An 18185-nucleotide genomic window follows, 5' to 3' on the forward strand; every position below is an offset into this window, starting at 1 on the left:
ATGAGGGATATCTTCAACCAAAACCTGGTATCCCGCTTACTATTGGGTTCCCTGATTGGAGCTATATTTTTCTGCCACCCCGATGCCCAAGCGCAAACATCCCCCCCTGCTCCCTCACCCGGGGAACTGGCTGAGAGCGCTACATCGGGCCGGGCAGGTTACACACAATCACTGGCTTCCGAGGTCAACGACCCGACCGCCCCCCTGCCCCTGATTCAGTTCCGCAATATCTATGCGCCCGGCGTTCCCGGTACCGGTAGCTCGGCCAACCTGTTTGAAATCCAGCCTGTACTCCCCTTTGCGCCATCCGACACAATTCGGTTCGCACAGCTGATCAAGATCACCATACCGATCGTTACTTCACCAGCCCCAGACCGAACCACCGGGCTGGGTGACCTGCAAATGTTCGACCTGGTCGCGATCAAGGAGTCCTGGGGAAGATGGGGTTTCGGCGTGGCAGCGATATTGCCCACGGCAACCGCTCCGGAACTGGGACAGGAGAAATGGCAGCTCGGACCGGCCACCGCCATCATGTACACGGCGGTAAAGAATCTTCAGGTAGGCGCAGTGTTTCAGAATCCGGCGTCATTTGCTGGCGATTCGAATCGGGAAAGTGTCAATTCTCTGAGTATCACACCTACCCTGACCTACAACTTGCCCGGCGGTTGGTTTTACGGCCACAGTGATTACGACTTTGTTTTCGACTGGGAAAACGGTGGTGAAGCCACAATTCCGATCGGGTTTCAGGCGGGAAAAGTCTTCTCAGTGGGTTCCGAACATTTCAGTCTTTCGTTCGAAGGCGCGTACAGCGCGGCTCGCCCGGACGACTTTCCAAGATGGCTAGTTGGGTTCGAATTGAACTGGATTCTGCCAAAACACGCAAAACCCAAATGATTATCCGGCATTAATCGAACCATCATCTGCTATCGCGGATTGACGCAATGCCACCGGCATAGCTGCATCCGACTGCCATGAAAATCAACGGTGCGCCGAAAGTTCTGCCTTTCCCATTCACTTAACTTTATCGGCAACAATGAAATCGGCTATCCGCCCAATCGATTCTTAGTGCACATTAGGCGCATTATCGTCATAAGGACCAATATTCTTGGCTATATTCCTACCAGCCAGATTCCACGGAATCTTCCTATGTCGTAATCAGTCGAGCGCGCAGTAGTCACTGCTACACACCCATCGAAGCACACCGACACTGAAGACAATATCTCAATTGCATTTTCCGGACTGCGAGGTTTACCCATGCGAATTTTCTATTCTGCGTTAATGCTTTCTATTTTCCTCACCGCCTGCGGCGGCAGCAACGACGCCGCCGCAAAGAAACAGGAAAGCGCATCAACTGGCTCAGATGCAACGGCAAGCACAACCTCATCCCCCCAGTCCGAAGACCAAATGCCAGACACAACGACGAGCCAGGCCCCCGATAGGTCGCAAACTTCCGCCCAGACCACTGCCGCACCTTCGAACGTCAGGGGGACAAAGCCAAACATTCTGCTGATTGTTTCCGACGACACTGGCTGGGGCGATCTCGGTCCCTACGGAGGCGGTGAAGGACGCGGCATGCCGACACCAAATTTCGATCGCATGGCGGCTGATGGCATGACGCTCTTCTCCTTCTATGCACAACCGAGCTGCACCCCCGGCCGCGCCGCCATGCAAACCGGCCGCATTCCTAACCGCAGCGGCATGACGACGGTGGCCTTCCAGGGCCAGGGCGGCGGCCTCCCGCACGCGGAATGGACGCTGGGATCAGTGCTCAAGAAAGCCGGCTACAAGACTTACTTCAGCGGCAAGTGGCACCTGGGAGAATCCGACTACGCCCTGCCGAATGCCCAGGGCTATGACGTGATGAGGCACGCCTTCCTCTACCACGCCAATGCCTATACCTACGGCGACCCCACCTGGTTCCCGGATATGGACCCGAAGCTGCGCGCCATGTTCGACAAGGTGACCAAGGGCTCGATGTCCGGTAACGCCGGTGAAAAGCCACACCAGGATTGGAAAGTCAACGGCCAGTATGTCAACACCCCGGAAAAAGGTGTCGTCGGCTTGCCCTTCCTCGATGAATACATCGAGAAAGACGGCCTGGCATTCCTCGAGGATGCAGCCAAGGACCCGGACACGCCGTTCTTCATCAACATCAACTTTATGAAGAACCACCAGCCGAATTTGCCCGCGCCGGAGTTCAAGCATAAATCCATGTCCAAATCGAAGTACGCCGACGCCGTGGTCGAGCTGGATACACGCATCGGGCATGTCTTGGATAAACTGCGCGAACTTGGCCTGGATAAAAACACGCTGGTATTTTACACGGTCGATAACGGCGCCTGGCAGGACGTATTTCCCGATGCCGGCTATACGCCATTCCGCGGTACCAAGGGAACGGTCCGCGAGGGCGGTAACCTGGTACCCGCGATTGCCGTTTGGCCGGGAAAAATTCCGGGAGGAAAGCGCAACCACGACATCCTCGGCGGTCTCGATCTGATGGCCACCTTCGCATCCGTCGCGGGCATCGATCTGCCGAAAAATGATCGCGATGGAAAGCCGATCTACTTCGACAGTTATGATATGTCACCGGTATTGACCGGAACCGGAAAAAGTAAGCGCACAGCCTGGTTCTACTTTACCGAGGACGAATTAACGCCGGGGGCCGCCCGCGTAGGCAACTACAAGGCTGTGTTCAATTTACGTGGTGATGACGGCGCTGTGACGGGAGGATTGGCAGTGGACGCCAACCTGGGCTGGAAAGGCGCGAAAAAGTATGTGGCGACGGTTCCACAGGTGTTCGATCTTTGGCAGGACCCACAGGAACGCTACGATCTATTCATGAACAATTTCACCGAGCGCACCTGGACCATGGTCACCATCAGTCAGGAGATTGAGAATCTCATGAAGACCTATGTCGAATATCCACCGCGAAAACTGCAAAGCGAGACCTACACCGGCCCGATTACCATCAGTGGATATCAGCGTTTCAAATGGGTGCGCGAGCAGCTTGAGAAAGAGGGTGTCAAAATTCCGATGCCTACCGGTAACTAATTTTATTGAGAAGGGAACCGCAGGGAATTCAGCATGATGTCAGCAACACCCTCAAACCGTTGGGATCTTCGCTCATGGAAAATCCCAATTTTCCTCACACTGGTCTTCCTGAATTGCACTAACGCACTGGCGGCGAACAAGAAGCCCAATATTCTGTTTATCATGGGCGACGATATCGGCATCATGAATGTTGGTGCCTACCACCGCGGTCTGATGGTTGGCGAGACACCGAATATCGATCGCATCGCCAACGAAGGTGCGCTGTTCATGACCTATTATGCGGAGCAGAGCTGCACCGCTGGGCGCACAGCTTTCGTCACCGGTATGCAGCCTCTGCGCGCGGGCATGTTGATGCCGCAACTGCCCGGCGCCACCAGTTCCCTACTGCCCGGCACGCCGTCGATCGGCAAATTCATGCGCGACCTCGGCTATAACACCGGAGAATTCGGCAAAAACCACCTCGGCGACGTGACAGGCTCGCTGCCCACCGCCCACGGCTTCCAGGAATTCTGGGGCTACCTGTACCACCTGGATGCCATGCAACAGGTCAGCTTCCCGGATATCAACAAGACAACCACCGACCAGGCCGTCGTGCCGCCCTGTAAGAACACGCCGATCAAGGGCCTGTCCGACCCGCCCGGCGCCATCGACCCGAAAGATGGCACCTGTATGACGCCGCCGCGGCCGGTGATCTACTGCACCTCTTCGGATGGCACCGAGAAAAACCAATCCTGTAAGGATGAGGGCCCACTGACCCTGGATCGCTCTAGAACGGTAGACGAGGAAATCTCGGCCAAGGTCATCGACTTTCTCGACCGCAACGACCCGGACAAGACCGGCAAGCCCTTCTTCGTTTACTACAATCCGGCGCGCATGCATGTCACTACCATGCTCCCACCCAAGTATGAAAATATGCTTGGTACCAAGGGGGGCAAGGACTGGGGTATCAACGAGGCCGGCATGAAGCAGCTGGACGATAACATCGGCCTCGTGCTCAAGAAGCTGGACGACATGGGGGAGCTGGACAATACCCTAGTGGTCTTCACCACCGACAACGGCGCCGAAACAATCACCTTCCCGGATGGCGGTGTCACTCCATTCCGGGGCGGCAAGCTCACCACCTGGGAGGGGGGAATGCGCGTGCCCATGGTTGCCCGCTGGCCCGGTCACATCAAGCCGGGCACCGTCAAGGACGGGATATTCTCGGCTCTGGACTGGGTGCCCACCCTAGTCAATATCGGCGGGGGCCCCAAGGGCGACGCGCTGAAAAAGCAAATCGAGGCCGGCAAATATCCCGGTATCAAGAAGACAACCCTGGATGGCCACGACCAGCGCGACTATCTGGAAGGCAAGAGCGAAGAGTCCGCGCGTAACTATCTCTTCTACTACGCCGGTGCAACACCGTCGGCGGTCCGATACAAAAACTGGAAGTTCTACTACGGGATGGCGCCCGATACGGCATCGGGTGGCTTTACCGGTGTGCAGAAATTCCACTGGACCCAGATCACCAACCTCAAGCGTGACCCATTCGAAAAAAACGTCCTTGCGGACTTCAGTGCCCTTGCAGTGGGTGGTGCACTCGCGGGACCGAGCACGGCCTATATTTACGACTGGAACCTGCTGCCCATCGGGCAACAGTTGTGGCTCAAGGAGCTTGAAACCTACAAAAAGTTCCCGCCACTACAACAGCCGGCAAGCTATAACCTGGACCAAATAGTCCACTCCATGCAGGAGGTGAGAACCACCGGCCATGCGAGTGATTAACCGCGAGAATGCCCTCTAAACGCAGAAAACGGGCGCCCCTCGTGGGCGCCATTTTCGCATTTGCAGAGATACTATCTTCCGACAGCTATTTCAACCATCACTGAAAAAATTCAGGCCCGAACAGTTTGTTTTTGCTGACATCTTCGGATTAATCGCCAATTGTTTCGATCGATTGATTCAACTGCTCCTCAATCTTCTTGAGGTTAAATGCTCCCGGCGTCTGGCTCGGCGGGTACTCCTTCATAGTTTGCAGGAAGGTGGCCGCCATTTTCTGCAGTGGTACCAGCACAAACGCGCGCTCGAGGAGCCAGTTGTAGTAACCGTTGGCATTGTGTTGCGCGCGCTCCATTGGGTCACGACGCAGGTTGAAAATCAGTGGAATCCGTAACTCAGTGAAAGGCTCCATCCAGACGCCAAAGGCGTGGCCGCGGTTTTCCAGGAATACCGCTTTCCAAGCATCGTAACGCATAGCAACGATTTGGCCGTCGTCGTTTACGTAGATAAACTCCTTGCGCGGCGAATCGTCTGTCTTACCGGTGAAATAATCCAGCATGTTGTAACCGTCGATATAGTTGCGGTACTTCCTGCCATTCAGGCTTACGCCTTTGAGCAGTTGATCTTTGATCTTGGGGTTTCCTGCTACTGCTGAAAATGTCGGTAGCCAGTCTTCATGGGCCACTATGCCATTGAGGGTTTTACCCGCGGGGAACATTCCCGGCCAGCGCACGAAGGCGGGAACCCGGTAGGCGCCCTCCCAGTTGGAGTTCTTTTCTCCGCGGAATATCGTGAGCCCTCCATCCGGCCAAGTATTGAAATGCGGGCCATTATCTGTCGAATAAAAGACAATGGTGTTATCCGCAATCTTCAGTTGGTCAAGCAGGTCCAATAATTGGCCGACCTGTCGATCGTGCTCGACCATACCGTCTTGATACATGTTGCTATTCTTGCCGGCGAGGTTCTTGTGCTCCTCCTTCACATAGGTGGGAAAGTGCATGCGGGTGGCATTCCACCAGACAAAGAAAGGCTTGCCAGCATTAACCTGCTGTTTGATGAAATCCATCGCGGCAGCCAGGGTTTCCTCGTCGATCGTTTCCATACGTTTCTTGGTGAGTGGTCCGGTATCCTCTATCTTTCCGTCTGCAGTGGCCCTGATAACACCCCGGGGCCCAAACTTTTTACGAAACTCCGGGTTTTTCGGATAATCGCGGTGCTCCGGCTCCTCCTCTGCATTCAGGTGATAGAGGTTTCCGAAGAAAACGTCAAAACCGTGATTGGTGGGCAAGTGCTCATCCCGGTCACCAAAGTGGTTTTTGCCAAATTGACCAGTGGCATAACCCTGGCTTTTCAACACAGTGGCAATTGTGACATCGGTTTTCTGCCAGCCTTCTTTGGCACCGGGCAGACCGACTTTCGTCATTCCTGTGCGAATGGGAACATTGCCACCAACAAAGGCAGCGCGTCCGGCAGTGCAGGATTGCTGGCCGTAATAGTCGGTAAACGACAGCCCCTCATTGGCGATGCGGTCGATATTCGGGGTCTTGTAGCCCAACATTCCCCGATTGTTAAAGCTGATATTCCAAAAGCCGATATCATCGCCCCAGATCACGAGAATATTGGGTTTCGATTGTGCCAGGGCAGCACCGTGGTAGAGCAATAGCGAGGCTATTGGCACCAACAGCAAGCTGCGTAGTGAGGATAGGGACATACTGCCTCCCATATCTTAACCAGCCTGTAATTAAAACTTCCCGGCGAGGGACCGGTTACCCCGCCGAAAAGCTGGAAATCGGTCAATGTCGAGAACTGGCGTATCGCTAGCGATTGCCCAAGGGAAAAATCACTTTCCAGTCATTCTTCATATTCACCACCGTCCAGCCCGCCTTTGGCGCGGCGGCCAGGGCCTTGTCCAGCTGGCCCACATGGGAATCCCGGTCGTAGGCCCACTCGCGCTTGCCGTCAGTGTGGTGTACCAGCAGACCGAAGCGGTCGCCATCGCCGGTGGTGGTCCACTGCAGCATTTCGAAGTCGCCATCGGAATTACCGGCGGCAAAAATGGGCCGGCGGCCGATATGCTGGTAGATGCCCACTGGCTTGCCGGCCTTGTCATCGATCAGGTTCACTTCGGGCAGTTTCACAATTACCGGCTTGCCGTTACGCATTTCGTACTTGGCCTTGAGACTGCTGCCCACCACCTGCTCGGGCGGAATACCGTAGGTTTTTTCGGCGAACGCGCGCAGAAAATCGATGCCACCACCAGAGACAATAAATGTTTTGAAGCCATTCGCGCGGAGGTATTTCAGCAGTTCCAGCATGGGCTGGTAGATCATCTGGGTGTAGGGCTTGTTGGTCTCTGGGTGTCGTGCGGTGGCCAGCCACCTTTTGACGCTTGCCTGAAATTCTTCACCGGTCATCCCCGTATGGGTGGCCGCAATTAGCTGCATCAGAGCGGGCTTGCCGCCTGCGAGTGCTTTCTTGGGATCGCCTTTCAATATCGAGGCAAAGGGCTCCTTTTGCTTCCACTCCGGATGTTTGGGGGCCTGCTCTTTCACTTTGTCGATGGCGTAGAGCAGTTGGAAGTAGACCGGCTTCTCCGCCCACAGGGTGCCGTCATTATCGAATGTGGCGATGCGCTGTTCGGGCGGCACAAAACCGGCAGCCCCCTGTTTGGTGGTCTTTTCAACGAAGGAGATGATGGACTGCTTGGTTTTGCCATCATTCCACGATGGCAGCGGGTCGCTGGCCTGAGCGCCCGCCATCACAGCACAAGTGGCGAGCGCAATGCCGAGAGTCGTCAAAATACGGAGTAAGCGCTGAAACTTCATGGTCACTCCTCGAGCGGGAACACAACAGCGAAATCAATGCCGCGGAAACGTGGCACTTAGTTTTACTTTAGCCGATCACTTGACAACCAAATTCCACAACCCTGAAGAGAACCTGACAGTCATTTGAATCAACGATGCGCTTGCACGGTAGCCGCCAAGCTACAGAACGATTTCGTACAAGGCGCCTAAACCTGCCCGACGTGACCGGATTAAGTGCCAGAATTACGGTTCCTGGACTAGCCTAGAGAGATGCCACGCCATGGGACGTGGCCAAATAGTCAATAACAAGATTGCGGCTCCGCATCAGCCGCCCCGCTTCGCCATGACACAATCCGCAATTCCAATGTTGATTCTGTTCCGGTTGCTGCTCGTTGCACTGTTGCTCGGTGGCTGCGACAGAACCAGTCTGCCCGACGCTGAGCGAGAGAGCGGTCCAGCCGAGACTACGCCGGCCGCCTCAATACCCGCGAACTCGCCGAGCCAGGAGCCCCCCCACCCCGCCAAATTGGCCGGTACTGTTACCGGTACTGTGGCCGGTGCGTCTGCCGGTATTTTTGTGGGCACAGAGGTGTGCGCATCCTGTCACGAGCAACAGTTCCAGTCCTGGCGCAATTCACAGCACGACCTAGCCATGCGCGAAGCCAATGACACTACGGTAGCTGGCAACTTCGATAATGCGGAATTCAACTATTTCGGTACCGTGTCGAAATTCTTCCGCCGCGACGGCGATTTCTACGTCCGCACCGACGGTGCGGACGGTAAGCTGCACGACTTCCCCATCGCCTATACCTTCGGTGTCTATCCGCTGCAGCAATATCTGGTCAAATTTCCCGGCGGCCGGCTGCAGGCATTGAGCATCGCCTGGGATAGCCGCAGCAAATCCGAGGGTGGGCAGCGCTGGTTCCACCTGAATCCGGACGAGCATATTGAACACGGTGACGAGCTCCACTGGACCGGTCTGAATTACAACTGGAATTTCATGTGCGCGGACTGCCACTCCACCAACCTGCAGAAAAACTACGACTCAGCCACTCATACCTATGACACGAAATGGTCTGAAATCAATGTCGCCTGCGAGGCCTGCCACGGGCCCGGCTCGCGCCACGTGCAGTGGGCCAAAGATCCCAGTGCCGGGGTCACCAACAAGGGACTGAAGGTTTCCTTCGCCAGCCGCAAGCTGGCCGCGTGGCATATGAATCCCGACACGGGTATTGCACAGCTCGTGAGGCCTGCACAGACACAAACGGAACTGGAGACCTGCGCCCAGTGCCATTCGCGCCGAACAACCGGTTTCCCCGGCGCCGAGGCGGGAGATCCGATACTCGCGCACTTCAATCTGACGTTGCTGAGCGAACCGCTCTACCATGCGGATGGCCAGATCAATGACGAAGTCTATGTGTACGGCTCCTTCCTGCAGAGCAAGATGCACGCGGCCGGAGTGACCTGCAGCAACTGCCATGACCCACACAACCTGAAAGTACGCATCGAGGGCAATGGCCTGTGCGGCCAGTGCCACCTGCCGAGCAAGTTCGACACGCCCGACCACCACATGCATCCGGTCAACAGTAGTGGCGCCCAGTGTGTCAGTTGTCATATGCCCACCAAGACCTATATGCAGGTAGACGCGCGCCGCGACCACAGCTTCCGTATTCCCCGCCCGGATCTGTCCGACCGCCTGCAGACACCCAATGCCTGTACCGGCTGCCACAGTGACAAATCCAATGCCTGGGCAGCGGCAGAACTGGAGAGGAAATTCGGCAAGCCAAACCGCAGACACTACGGTGAAGCCCTCTACGCCGGCCGCCACGGCCTGCCCGGCGCGGAGGGGGCACTGATGGCACTGATCGTCGACGAGAAACAACCGGAAATCGCGCGGGCTACCGCGGTGAGCCTGCTGCCGCACTATCTGTCGCGAAACTCAGCGCAACTGCTACAGGCCATCGCCCAGGGAGACAACGCGCTGCTGCAACTCGGCCTGGCGGATTCTCTACAGGCGGTGCCACAACAGGTCCGGCCCGCACTCGCCATTCCCCTGCTGTATGAAGACGAACCCGTCATCGCCGCGCTCGCCGCCAATGCCCTGGTCGGCATGCCGATGGACAATTACCCGGCCTCGGTGCAACAGCAATTTGCCCGGGCCCTCAACCAGTACCTCGAGCAGGAGAAATTCAACAGCGATCGGCCCGAGTCTCTCGCCAACTTGGCCGGCGTCCGCGCACAGCAGGGGCAAATACAACAGGCGGAAGCGCTGTTCCAGCAAGCCATTTCGCTTGCGCCCTATTACACCCCCGCCTACGTCAATCTCGCCGACCTCTATCGCGCCTCGGGCCGCGAGGGCGATGCGGAATCCCTGCTACGCACGGCACTGGGAAAGGTCACCGTCAAGGCGCCAGTGCAGCACAGCCTCGGCTTATCCCTGGTGCGCCAGCAGCGCAAAGCGGAGGCATTGAAGTACCTGCACCTAGCCGCCGAGAGCTCGCAGGGCTCGGCCCGCTATGTTTATGTCTACGGCCTAGCGCTGAACTCTGTCGGCAAGACAGATGAGGCATTGAATACCCTTGATCAAGGGCTGGCGCGTTTCCCCGGCAATGTGGAAATCCTCCAGGCACTGGCGTCCATCAACCGTGAGACGGGCAATCTGGAAAAAGCCAAGCACTACGCGGATATGTTGCGCTGAATCCAACGAAAGGTGTCACGGCGGACAAGACTCCCAAGCGCTCCCCCTCGCAAAGCCTCTATGCTTACCGCTATACAACGCCGATCGGCGATGTCCCGCGGTTTTTGCGAGAGGTATCCATGCGCAACTTTGCCCCTTCTTTTTTATTTGCTTTATGTGCCTTATTACTGGTCGCCTGTGGCGGGGACCGCGGCGAACACAAGCAGGCTCCGGACTCGGCCCCACCGGCGAAAAGCGATGAAATGACGCCGAGCGAAGAGGTTTCGCCAGATGGAACCGGTACTGGCGATGCCAAGGAAGCGATGCTGGAGGAAGAATCCGCAACCGCCGCCGAATTCCCCGCCAATGTCTACTTCGGCAATTTCCACGTGCACACCAGCTATTCGTTTGACGCAGTAACCAATGGATCCACTACAACGCCCGCGGATGCCTACCGCTGGGCCCAGGGAGAAGCCATTCCCGCCGGCGTGCTGGGCGGCGAACTGAAAATCGAGCGGCCACTGGATTTCTATGCGGTGTCCGACCACGCCGAGTATCTCGGTGTCTTCAAGAAAATGTTCGACCCCAACAACCCGCTGAGCAAACTGCCGATCGCCAAGGACATAACCTCGAAAGATACCAAGGTGGCCTTTGATGCCTACGCCCGCATTCTCGATTCGATGCAACCGGGTATGTCTGACCCAACCCTGTCCGATCCCGCGGTTACCAAGCCGATCTGGAAGGAGATGGTAGAGACCGCCGACAAATACTATCAACCTGGCAAGTTCACCACCTTCCCCGCCTTCGAGTGGACCTCGAACCCGGACAAACTGAACCTGCACCGCGTGGTGGTGTTCCGCACTTCCGAGGGCGTACCGGATCTACCCTATTCCGCGCTGGATTCAGAAGACCCGCGCGACCTGTGGAAGTGGATGGAAACCACCCGCCAGGGTGGCGCGACCCTGTTCGCGATTCCGCACAACGGCAACGCCAGTGACGGCCTGATGTTCCCGGTCGAGCTCGATGGCAAACCCCTGACGGCAGAGTACATCGAGACGCGCGTGAACAACGAGCCAGTTTACGAGGTGTCCCAGATCAAGGGCACTTCGGAAACCTTCCCCAGCCTCTCGCCCAACGACGAGTTCGCCGACTTCGAAATCTGGGATTACATCCTCTCCTCGACCAAGGTCGTGCGCCCCAAACACAAGAAAGGCGGCTATGCGCGGCAGGCCTATCTCGATGGCATATCGATGGCGGCCAATGGCAAACAGAATCCCTACGTATTCGGCCTGATCGGCGATTCCGACACCCACAACTCAGCCTCGGCAATTGAGGAAGACAACTACACCGGTAAATTTGGTATCGAGGCCAGCCCCGAGCACCGCCTGGACGGCCCCATCCCCGGCGACGAAGCGAATAATCAGCGCGTGCGGGAATTCAGTTCCGGCGGTCTCGCCGCAGTGTGGGCGCCGGAAAACACCCGCGAAGCGATCTGGGATGCGGTCAAGCGCAAGGAAACCTTCGCGACCTCAGGTACGCGCCTGAAGGTGCGCTTCTTCGGTGGCTGGGATTACGATGACCAGAGTATGCAGGGCGAAGAATGGGCTAAAGCGGCCTACGGTGCCGGCGTGCCGATGGGTGGCAACCTGGAGCCCGGCGGCGACGGCCAGAAACCGGTCTTCCTCGTGCAGGCGATGAAGGACAGCGCCGGTGCCAACCTCGACCGTATCCAGATCATCAAGGGCTGGGTGGATGAAGCCGGCGAGCAACACCAGAAGATTTTCAATGTCGCCCTGTCCGACGACCGCAAGGCCGATGCCAACGGCAAGGTTCCAGCGGTGGGTAACACGGTCAATGTCAAAGATGCCACCTACACCAACGATATCGGCGCAACGCAGTTGTCGGCGGTCTGGACCGATGAGGATTTCGATCCGGAGCAGTACGCGTTTTACTATGCCCGCGTGATCGAGATTCCGACCCCGCGCTGGTCGACTTACGATGCCATGCGCGTCGGGCGCAAACCCCGCGACGATCTGCCGGTAACCATCCAGGAGCGCGGCTGGACGTCCCCGATCTGGTATTCGCCCGGTCAGTAAAAACAGCGTAGAACCAGCGGTGTGTTCGCCGACGATCTAGCGCGGCTCGCCTTCCTGGTGGAGCGCGCGCCAGCGGCTCGGCGAGAATCCGGTCCAGCGCTTAAAGTTCCGACTGAAAATCGCCACATCCGCGTAACCCAGATTCAGCGCCAGGTCGGTCACGGATAACTGCCCGTGTTGCAGATGCCTCTGGGCAATTTCCATACGGGTACGCTGCAGCAGCTCGCGGAAGCTGGTCCCCTCGCCCTGCAACCGCTTCTGCAACACGCGCGGATGCAGATTAAGCCCGACGGCCACCCGCTCAATATTGCACTCGCCACTCGGTAACAGGTTGCTGATGATATGGCGCACCTGTGCCTGCAAGTTCCCCGGATAAATGGATTCCAGCATTTTGATGCGTTGTTGGAAGTGCTCACGCAGTAACTGCTCATCGTAGTGAGGTTTGCGCCCCGCCCAGCTCAACGGAAAACTCACACCGCCAAAATGGCTGCCGAACAGGACGTGCCCCACATATTTTTCCGGCAGCTGCAGTGCGCCTTCCCGCAATGCCTCCGGCAACGCCTGTGGCAGGTGAATTTTCAACTGGGTACCGGCATTTTCGACCATCTGCGCAATCGTGTTGTAGGCCTGCCCCGCGCTCAACTGCATCAGCTGCGCCAGGCCGGTGGTATTGGTGAAATCAAACCCCAGTTGCAGTTCCAGCAACTCACCGTGGGGATACTGCTGCACGTGGACACCGTGGGCGTGCAGGCTGATGTGTTGATCCGCATAGGTAAGCGCATCGCCGAGGGTTTCCTGCTGGCGAATCGAAAGCGCGATCTCACCCAGTGCCAGGATGCTCTGCCGGGCCGCCAGGCGCAGTCCAAAGAGCGGTTCCATGCACCGGCTGGCGGTGGCATCGAGCAAATCCGCGAGCCGCGTATACGACACATAGGTATTGGGATCGCGCAGCTGCGCACTGCTGAAACCGGCCTCACGCAATATCTGCGCCGGATTGTGACCCAACTGACTGACCAGCTGTTCATAACCTTCAATCGCACCACTGCGAATCAGAAACATCTCTCCCCCCGGTGTTCATGAATAGTCACCACCAATTCGCAAAAGATCAACTTTTGCTCGCAAATAGTCAAGTTGTTATTCCGCGCCATTACATAGACTGCGACCAGTGCATTGAGGCCACAACCAGAACAATAAGAAAACAAACCGGAGAATTGCGATGCAGAGAGTATTTGTGACCGGTGCCGGCGGATTTATCGGTCGACACCTGGTCGCGCAACTGCTGGAACGGGGTTGCTATGTCACCGCTCTGATGCTGGCAGGTGAGCCGGTGCCCGCAGCCTGGGAGGGGCGCGTGCGCACCGTCACCGGCGATGTACGCAGGCTGGCGGCGCAGGCCGAGGAAATCGGCAAGATCGACACCATCTTCCACCTGGCCGCTGTGGTCAGTGACTGGGGTGCCCGCCAGGAGCACGTGGACATCACCGTGCACGGTACCAGGCAGGCAATATTGCTCGCGCTTAAGTGGAATGCACGCTTTGTCGTTACCACCAGCGTGGCGGCGTTTGGCAGCGCCATGGGCACCGGGACACTCAATGAGGAAACACCGCGCGGCGTGCCAGCTTCCAGTTACGAATATGCTAAGCAGCAACAGGAAGATGTAACCCTGAAAGCGGTGCGTGAGCAGGGACTGCGCGCAGTCATCGTTCGGCCGGCCAACGTGTACGGGGTCGGCAGTGTTTGGGTAAACCGTTTTCGCGAATTCCTCGCCGAGAAAAGGCCATCGCTGCTGGGCAGTGGCGACTGGGATGCGGGCCTTGTGCATGTGCGCAACCTGATCGACGCGCTGGTACTGGTAGCTGAGAGCGACAGGATCGGCAATGGGGAAATCTTTGTGATTTCCGACGGCCAGGGCATCACCTGGAAGCAGTATTTAGACGCGCTGGCGCAAACACTATCGCTGCCCGCACCGAAAAGCATTCCCAATTTTCTCGCGCGCCTGCTTGCACCGCTGATGGAATTTTTTGGCAAGCTGATGCGCCTTAAAAATGCACCACCGGTAACCAATCTGGGCTATCGACTGACCGGTGTGGAAAGTATTTTCGACGCAAGCAAAGCGAGATCTGTGCTCGGCTATCAGCCGAAAATTACCTTGGAAGAAGCCATGCAGGAAATCCGGCAGGCTTACGATCAATCCTGAGAATGACTATTCAAACCAGAAGTACCTACAGCAAATGAGAGGAAACAAAATATGACAATTCCATTCCCCATTCATCCGCAAGACTCCCTGCTGACCATCAATACTGACGAGCAGCCGATCGTCAAAAATGCGCTGCCGGGCGTACACGTATCTCCGTGTTTTCTCGATCCGGAAAACGGCGTGTGGGTACTGCGTGTGCAGTTCGAGCCGGGTACGGTTCTGCCGCGACACTTCCATACCGGTTGTGTCCACCTGTACACCACTTCCGGTAGCTGGCATTACACCGAGTACCCGGACCAACCGCAGACCGCCGGCAGTTACCTGTACGAGCCGGGTGGCTCCGTTCACCAGCTCCAGGTGCCCGAGACCAATACCGAGATCACCGACACCTTCATGGCGGTATTTGGTGCGAACATCAACTTCGATGAGAACGACGAGTTCATGAACGTGATGGACGCCGGCTGGATCGAGACGGTTATGCTGGAAGCGGCCAAGGCCCAGGGCATTGTTCCGCGCTATATCAAGCCGAAGACCGGTGCTGGATACTCCGACGAGTGATCTCTCCACCCCCTCCACGGAGGGGGGCCACAATTGCCTTCCGGCAAAAAATTATTATCGCGCGCCCCTGCCTGACCGATCCTATCGGGCAAGGCGCCGTGCATTTTGAATGAGAGAAAACCATGAGTAACTGGAAACACGGCACACCAAAGACGGCATTCGTCTCCGGCGGAGGTAGCGGTATCGGACTCAACCTGACCCGCGCACTGCTGAAAGACGGCGCCAGCGTGGCGATTTTTGACCTCAAGGTGGAGGACGCCCTGCTGACTGAATTGCGCGAGCTCTGCGCTCCGGGACGCCAGGTCGAAGCCTATATCGTCGACATGACCGATCACCAGGCCCTGGAAGCGGCAATGGATCGCGCCGCGAATGAGATCGGCACCCCGGACTTCGCGGTGAATTGTGCCGGTGTTCTGAGCACAGCGGTTTTTACCGAAATGTCTTACGACATGTTCGAGCAATCCATCCGCGTCAACCTGATCGGCAGCCGCAATTTCGCCGCGGGCACACTGCGCCATATGCAGCCCGGCGGACATCTCGCACTGATTGCTTCGCTGGCCGGCATCTGCGGCAGCTACACCCACGCCGCCTACTCCGCCTCCAAGTTCGGCGTTGTCGGTCTGGCGGAGGTCCTGCGCACAGAACTGAAACCAAGGGGCATTGATGTCTCGGTGATCTGCCCTGGCGAAATCATGACGCCAATGCTGGAAGAAGAGCGCAGGGTCGGCAGCCGTGTGACAGAGATCGTCAACGAGTTCGCAGGAGTCCTGCCGGTGGAAAAGGCGGTCGCAGGTATTCTCGCCGGGCTGCGCAAGCGGCAGTACATGATTACACCGGGCTTCAGGGCCAAGTTGACCCGCGCCCTCGCTCGGAAAGCCACTGCCCTGTTCCACTGGGTCGTGGACGGCAAGGTGGCCAAAGGCCTGGCGCAGGAAAAACGGCAGGCAGCGCGCTCTTGAACCACGCACTTCAGAACGCTCTTAAACCCACTCTTAGCACACGCTTCGGTAAAGGCGCACCGGGGCGGCCGCGAGGCCGCCCGCAAAAATAATGATAACGCTGTAGGTTACGCGATGATCCTCTTTCCCCAATTGCAATTAAAACCGTTCGATCACTTTCCGCGCAGGGCCCTGAGCAGAGCCATTGCTGCGCTGGCACCCGCACTGCTGTTTGGCACCGCCGCCGAGGCAAAAGAATTCCAGCTCGGCGCCATCAAGGCAGAAGTGCACGGCGGCCTCACCGCGGGCGCCCAGTGGATGGCCGAAGAACCAAACCCGGACTTCATCAACCAGGGCAACGCCGACCTGATTGGTTTCGGATCCGCCGGGGAGTTCAATCCCAACCTCGGGCGCGATCTCGATGACGGCCGTCTGAACTTTCGCGAACGCGGAGATGTCGCATCGACACCACTGGTATTCAGCGCAGATATGAATCTGGCATACCAGAATTTCGGCCTGAACCTGCGAGGCAATTTCTGGTACGACTACACGCTGGAAAATCACAAAGTGGATTTCGGCAGCGCAGCCTCAGGCTACGGCAGTGGCACGACCCTCGGCGACAGCCGCCGCGATGTATTGCAAGACTACCAGCTAGAAGCTTACGCCTATGGCAATTTCAAGGTGGGCGAACGGGACCTGCATTTCGGCGTCGGGAGCAAAACCCTCAAGTGGGGCGAAGCGCTGTTTTTCCCGAATGGTATCAACGCGGTCAACCCATACGACGTGGCCGCACTGCGTATGCCCGGCACCGACCTGCGCCTCTCCGTCCCGATGGCCTACGGCAAGTTCGCCGTGAGCGACAGTCTCACACTGGAAACTTTCTATCAGCTCGCCTGGCGCCCCACAGTACTGGACGGATGCGGTACCGCCTTTTCTGCCTACGACTATGTCGCCGACGGCTGTGTCGGGGCCTTCCCGCAGGGACCCAATGATGCCGTGGCCAATACGGCACAGCTCTATATTGACCGCGGCGAAGATCGCAAAGCGCGCGACGATGGCCAGTTCGGCCTGGCGGTGAAATACAAGGTGGAAAGCCTGAATACCGAGTTCGGTGCCTACGGCATGAACATCCATTCCCGCGAACCGTTTGCCAGTCTCACCGTGAGTACACACGACACGCCCGGCACCGGCTGGCGCAATCCGCTGGAAGACCCGGACAACCTGGAAAACAACGGCAATTACTTCATCGACTACCCGGAAGATATCCGTATCTACGGCCTCAGTTTTCATGCCGATCTATTCCAGGCCACACAGCTCTTTGGTGAGCTTAGCTATCGCCCCAATCAGCCGGTACAGCTTGCCACTGGCGACCTGATTCCCGCCTTTGCCAGCAGTGCCGAATTCCTCGCCAGCGTGATCGGGCAGCAGCTGACCCTGGGCGAAGATGCCATCAACGCAGCGCCCGGCTCCGTTTACGAGGGTTACGATCGACGCGAAATCTCGCAGCTGTCACTCGGCGCCATTCAGCCGATTCCCAACGTACTCGGTTCGCGCGCCCTGGTACTCGTAGCCGAGGCCGGCATGAAATACATGAACGATCTTCCCGGCCTCGACGAACGCCGTTACAACAAGATGGACACCTACGGCACCAACTTCGCGCACAACAGCGCAATCGGTTGCGCCGTCGGTGTTCCGGTAGAGGAATACCAGCGGTATGCCTGCAGTGCCGACGGTTACACCACGGAACTCTCCTGGGGCTATCGCCTGCGCGCCCAGTTGCTCTACCCGGATCTTGTCAAAAACCTGTCGGTAAACCCCTATATGATGTTTGGGCAGGACGTAAACGGCTGGTCCTGGGATCGCAACTTCGTCGAAGGGCGACAGATGGGCCAGCTCGGTGTCAGCGCGGAATACGACAAGCGCTATACCGCGGATCTGCACTGGTCCGGCAGTGGGAATACCCACCTGGCCCGGACCGACCGGGACTATCTGGCACTGACGGTCGGCGTGAAGTTTTGACCCGGTCCTCCGCGACGCCAGGCATCGCCTGTGGCGTCGCGGAACGCCAGTTAGCGATTAAACTGGGGAGGACGCAGCGCGCGCATG

At 57.6% G+C, this 18185-nt stretch carries 12 protein-coding genes; 9 read left to right on the forward strand and 3 right to left on the reverse strand.

What is annotated here, in order from left to right:
* The 3 genes from IG168_RS11320 to IG168_RS11330 all read left to right on the forward strand — a co-directional run bounded on the left by IG168_RS11320 (position 1) and on the right by IG168_RS11330 (position 4815).
* Positions 1-894, forward strand: coding sequence for a hypothetical protein (locus IG168_RS11320; protein WP_193164501.1), 894 nt, complete (start codon positions 1-3; stop codon positions 892-894).
* 360 nt (positions 895-1254) lie between these two features.
* Positions 1255-3051, forward strand: a complete 1797-nt coding sequence (locus IG168_RS11325; RefSeq protein ID WP_226876857.1) for an arylsulfatase — start codon at positions 1255-1257, stop codon at positions 3049-3051.
* 33 nt (positions 3052-3084) lie between these two features.
* Positions 3085-4815, forward strand: a complete 1731-nt coding sequence (locus IG168_RS11330) for an arylsulfatase (protein WP_226876859.1) — start codon at positions 3085-3087, stop codon at positions 4813-4815.
* A gap of 148 nt (positions 4816-4963) precedes the next feature.
* Here the strand turns inward: IG168_RS11330 and IG168_RS11335 are convergent, their stop codons facing one another.
* Together IG168_RS11335 and IG168_RS11340 are read right to left on the reverse strand one after the other, a co-directional pair.
* Entirely contained in the window at positions 4964-6520 is a 1557-nt protein-coding gene (locus IG168_RS11335; protein ID WP_193164502.1) for an arylsulfatase, read from the reverse strand.
* A gap of 106 nt (positions 6521-6626) precedes the next feature.
* On the reverse strand, positions 6627-7634 hold the full coding sequence (locus tag IG168_RS11340) for an HAD family hydrolase (RefSeq protein WP_193164503.1): 1008 nt from the start codon (positions 7632-7634) through the stop codon (positions 6627-6629).
* Between the two features lie 343 nt (positions 7635-7977).
* Here IG168_RS11340 and IG168_RS11345 point away from each other — a divergent pair, with 343 nt between their 5' ends.
* Together IG168_RS11345 and IG168_RS11350 are read left to right on the forward strand one after the other, a co-directional pair.
* On the forward strand, positions 7978-10311 hold the full coding sequence (locus tag IG168_RS11345) for a tetratricopeptide repeat protein (protein WP_226876861.1): 2334 nt from the start codon (positions 7978-7980) through the stop codon (positions 10309-10311).
* A gap of 242 nt (positions 10312-10553) precedes the next feature.
* On the forward strand, positions 10554-12386 hold the full coding sequence (locus IG168_RS11350; RefSeq protein ID WP_193164505.1) for a DUF3604 domain-containing protein: 1833 nt from the start codon (positions 10554-10556) through the stop codon (positions 12384-12386).
* Positions 12387-12422: 36 nt separating this feature from the next.
* Here IG168_RS11350 and IG168_RS11355 read toward each other — a convergent pair whose 3' ends face one another.
* A complete protein-coding gene (locus IG168_RS11355) occupies positions 12423-13445 on the reverse strand; it encodes a helix-turn-helix transcriptional regulator (protein WP_193164506.1) in 1023 nt (340 codons plus the stop codon).
* A gap of 157 nt (positions 13446-13602) precedes the next feature.
* Between IG168_RS11355 and IG168_RS11360 the strand changes: the two genes are divergently transcribed.
* From IG168_RS11360 to IG168_RS11375, 4 genes are all read left to right on the forward strand, one after another.
* Positions 13603-14583 (forward strand): NAD-dependent epimerase/dehydratase family protein, encoded by a 981-nt coding sequence (locus tag IG168_RS11360; protein WP_193164507.1) that lies wholly within the window; start codon positions 13603-13605, stop codon positions 14581-14583.
* Between the two features lie 51 nt (positions 14584-14634).
* Positions 14635-15141: a 2,4'-dihydroxyacetophenone dioxygenase family protein gene (locus IG168_RS11365; RefSeq protein ID WP_193164508.1), complete on the forward strand. Its 507-nt coding sequence runs from the start codon at positions 14635-14637 to the stop codon at positions 15139-15141.
* A 122-nt stretch (positions 15142-15263) separates the two neighbouring features.
* Positions 15264-16100 carry an SDR family NAD(P)-dependent oxidoreductase gene (locus tag IG168_RS11370; RefSeq protein WP_193164509.1) on the forward strand — a complete coding sequence of 279 codons (837 nt, stop codon included), beginning with the start codon at positions 15264-15266 and terminating at the stop codon, positions 16098-16100.
* A 114-nt stretch (positions 16101-16214) separates the two neighbouring features.
* Positions 16215-18098 carry a DUF1302 domain-containing protein gene (locus tag IG168_RS11375; protein ID WP_193164510.1) on the forward strand — a complete coding sequence of 628 codons (1884 nt, stop codon included), beginning with the start codon at positions 16215-16217 and terminating at the stop codon, positions 18096-18098.
* The last annotated feature ends 87 nt before the right edge of the window (positions 18099-18185 follow it).

The sequence above is a fragment of the Microbulbifer hainanensis genome, from assembly GCF_014904735.1.
Lineage (GTDB): Bacteria > Pseudomonadota > Gammaproteobacteria > Pseudomonadales > Cellvibrionaceae > Microbulbifer > Microbulbifer hainanensis.

Coding starts and splice junctions, on each gene's coding strand:
- IG168_RS11320 (WP_193164501.1), top strand. CDS start 1: ATGAGGGATATCTTCAACCAAAACCTGGTATCCCGCTTACTATTGGGT.
- IG168_RS11325 (WP_226876857.1), top strand. CDS start 1,255: ATGCGAATTTTCTATTCTGCGTTAATGCTTTCTATTTTCCTCACCGCC.
- IG168_RS11330 (WP_226876859.1), top strand. CDS start 3,085: ATGATGTCAGCAACACCCTCAAACCGTTGGGATCTTCGCTCATGGAAA.
- IG168_RS11335 (WP_193164502.1), bottom strand. CDS start 6,520: ATGTCCCTATCCTCACTACGCAGCTTGCTGTTGGTGCCAATAGCCTCG.
- IG168_RS11340 (WP_193164503.1), bottom strand. CDS start 7,634: ATGAAGTTTCAGCGCTTACTCCGTATTTTGACGACTCTCGGCATTGCG.
- IG168_RS11345 (WP_226876861.1), top strand. CDS start 7,978: ATGTTGATTCTGTTCCGGTTGCTGCTCGTTGCACTGTTGCTCGGTGGC.
- IG168_RS11350 (WP_193164505.1), top strand. CDS start 10,554: ATGACGCCGAGCGAAGAGGTTTCGCCAGATGGAACCGGTACTGGCGAT.
- IG168_RS11355 (WP_193164506.1), bottom strand. CDS start 13,445: ATGTTTCTGATTCGCAGTGGTGCGATTGAAGGTTATGAACAGCTGGTC.
- IG168_RS11360 (WP_193164507.1), top strand. CDS start 13,603: ATGCAGAGAGTATTTGTGACCGGTGCCGGCGGATTTATCGGTCGACAC.
- IG168_RS11365 (WP_193164508.1), top strand. CDS start 14,635: ATGACAATTCCATTCCCCATTCATCCGCAAGACTCCCTGCTGACCATC.
- IG168_RS11370 (WP_193164509.1), top strand. CDS start 15,264: ATGAGTAACTGGAAACACGGCACACCAAAGACGGCATTCGTCTCCGGC.
- IG168_RS11375 (WP_193164510.1), top strand. CDS start 16,215: ATGATCCTCTTTCCCCAATTGCAATTAAAACCGTTCGATCACTTTCCG.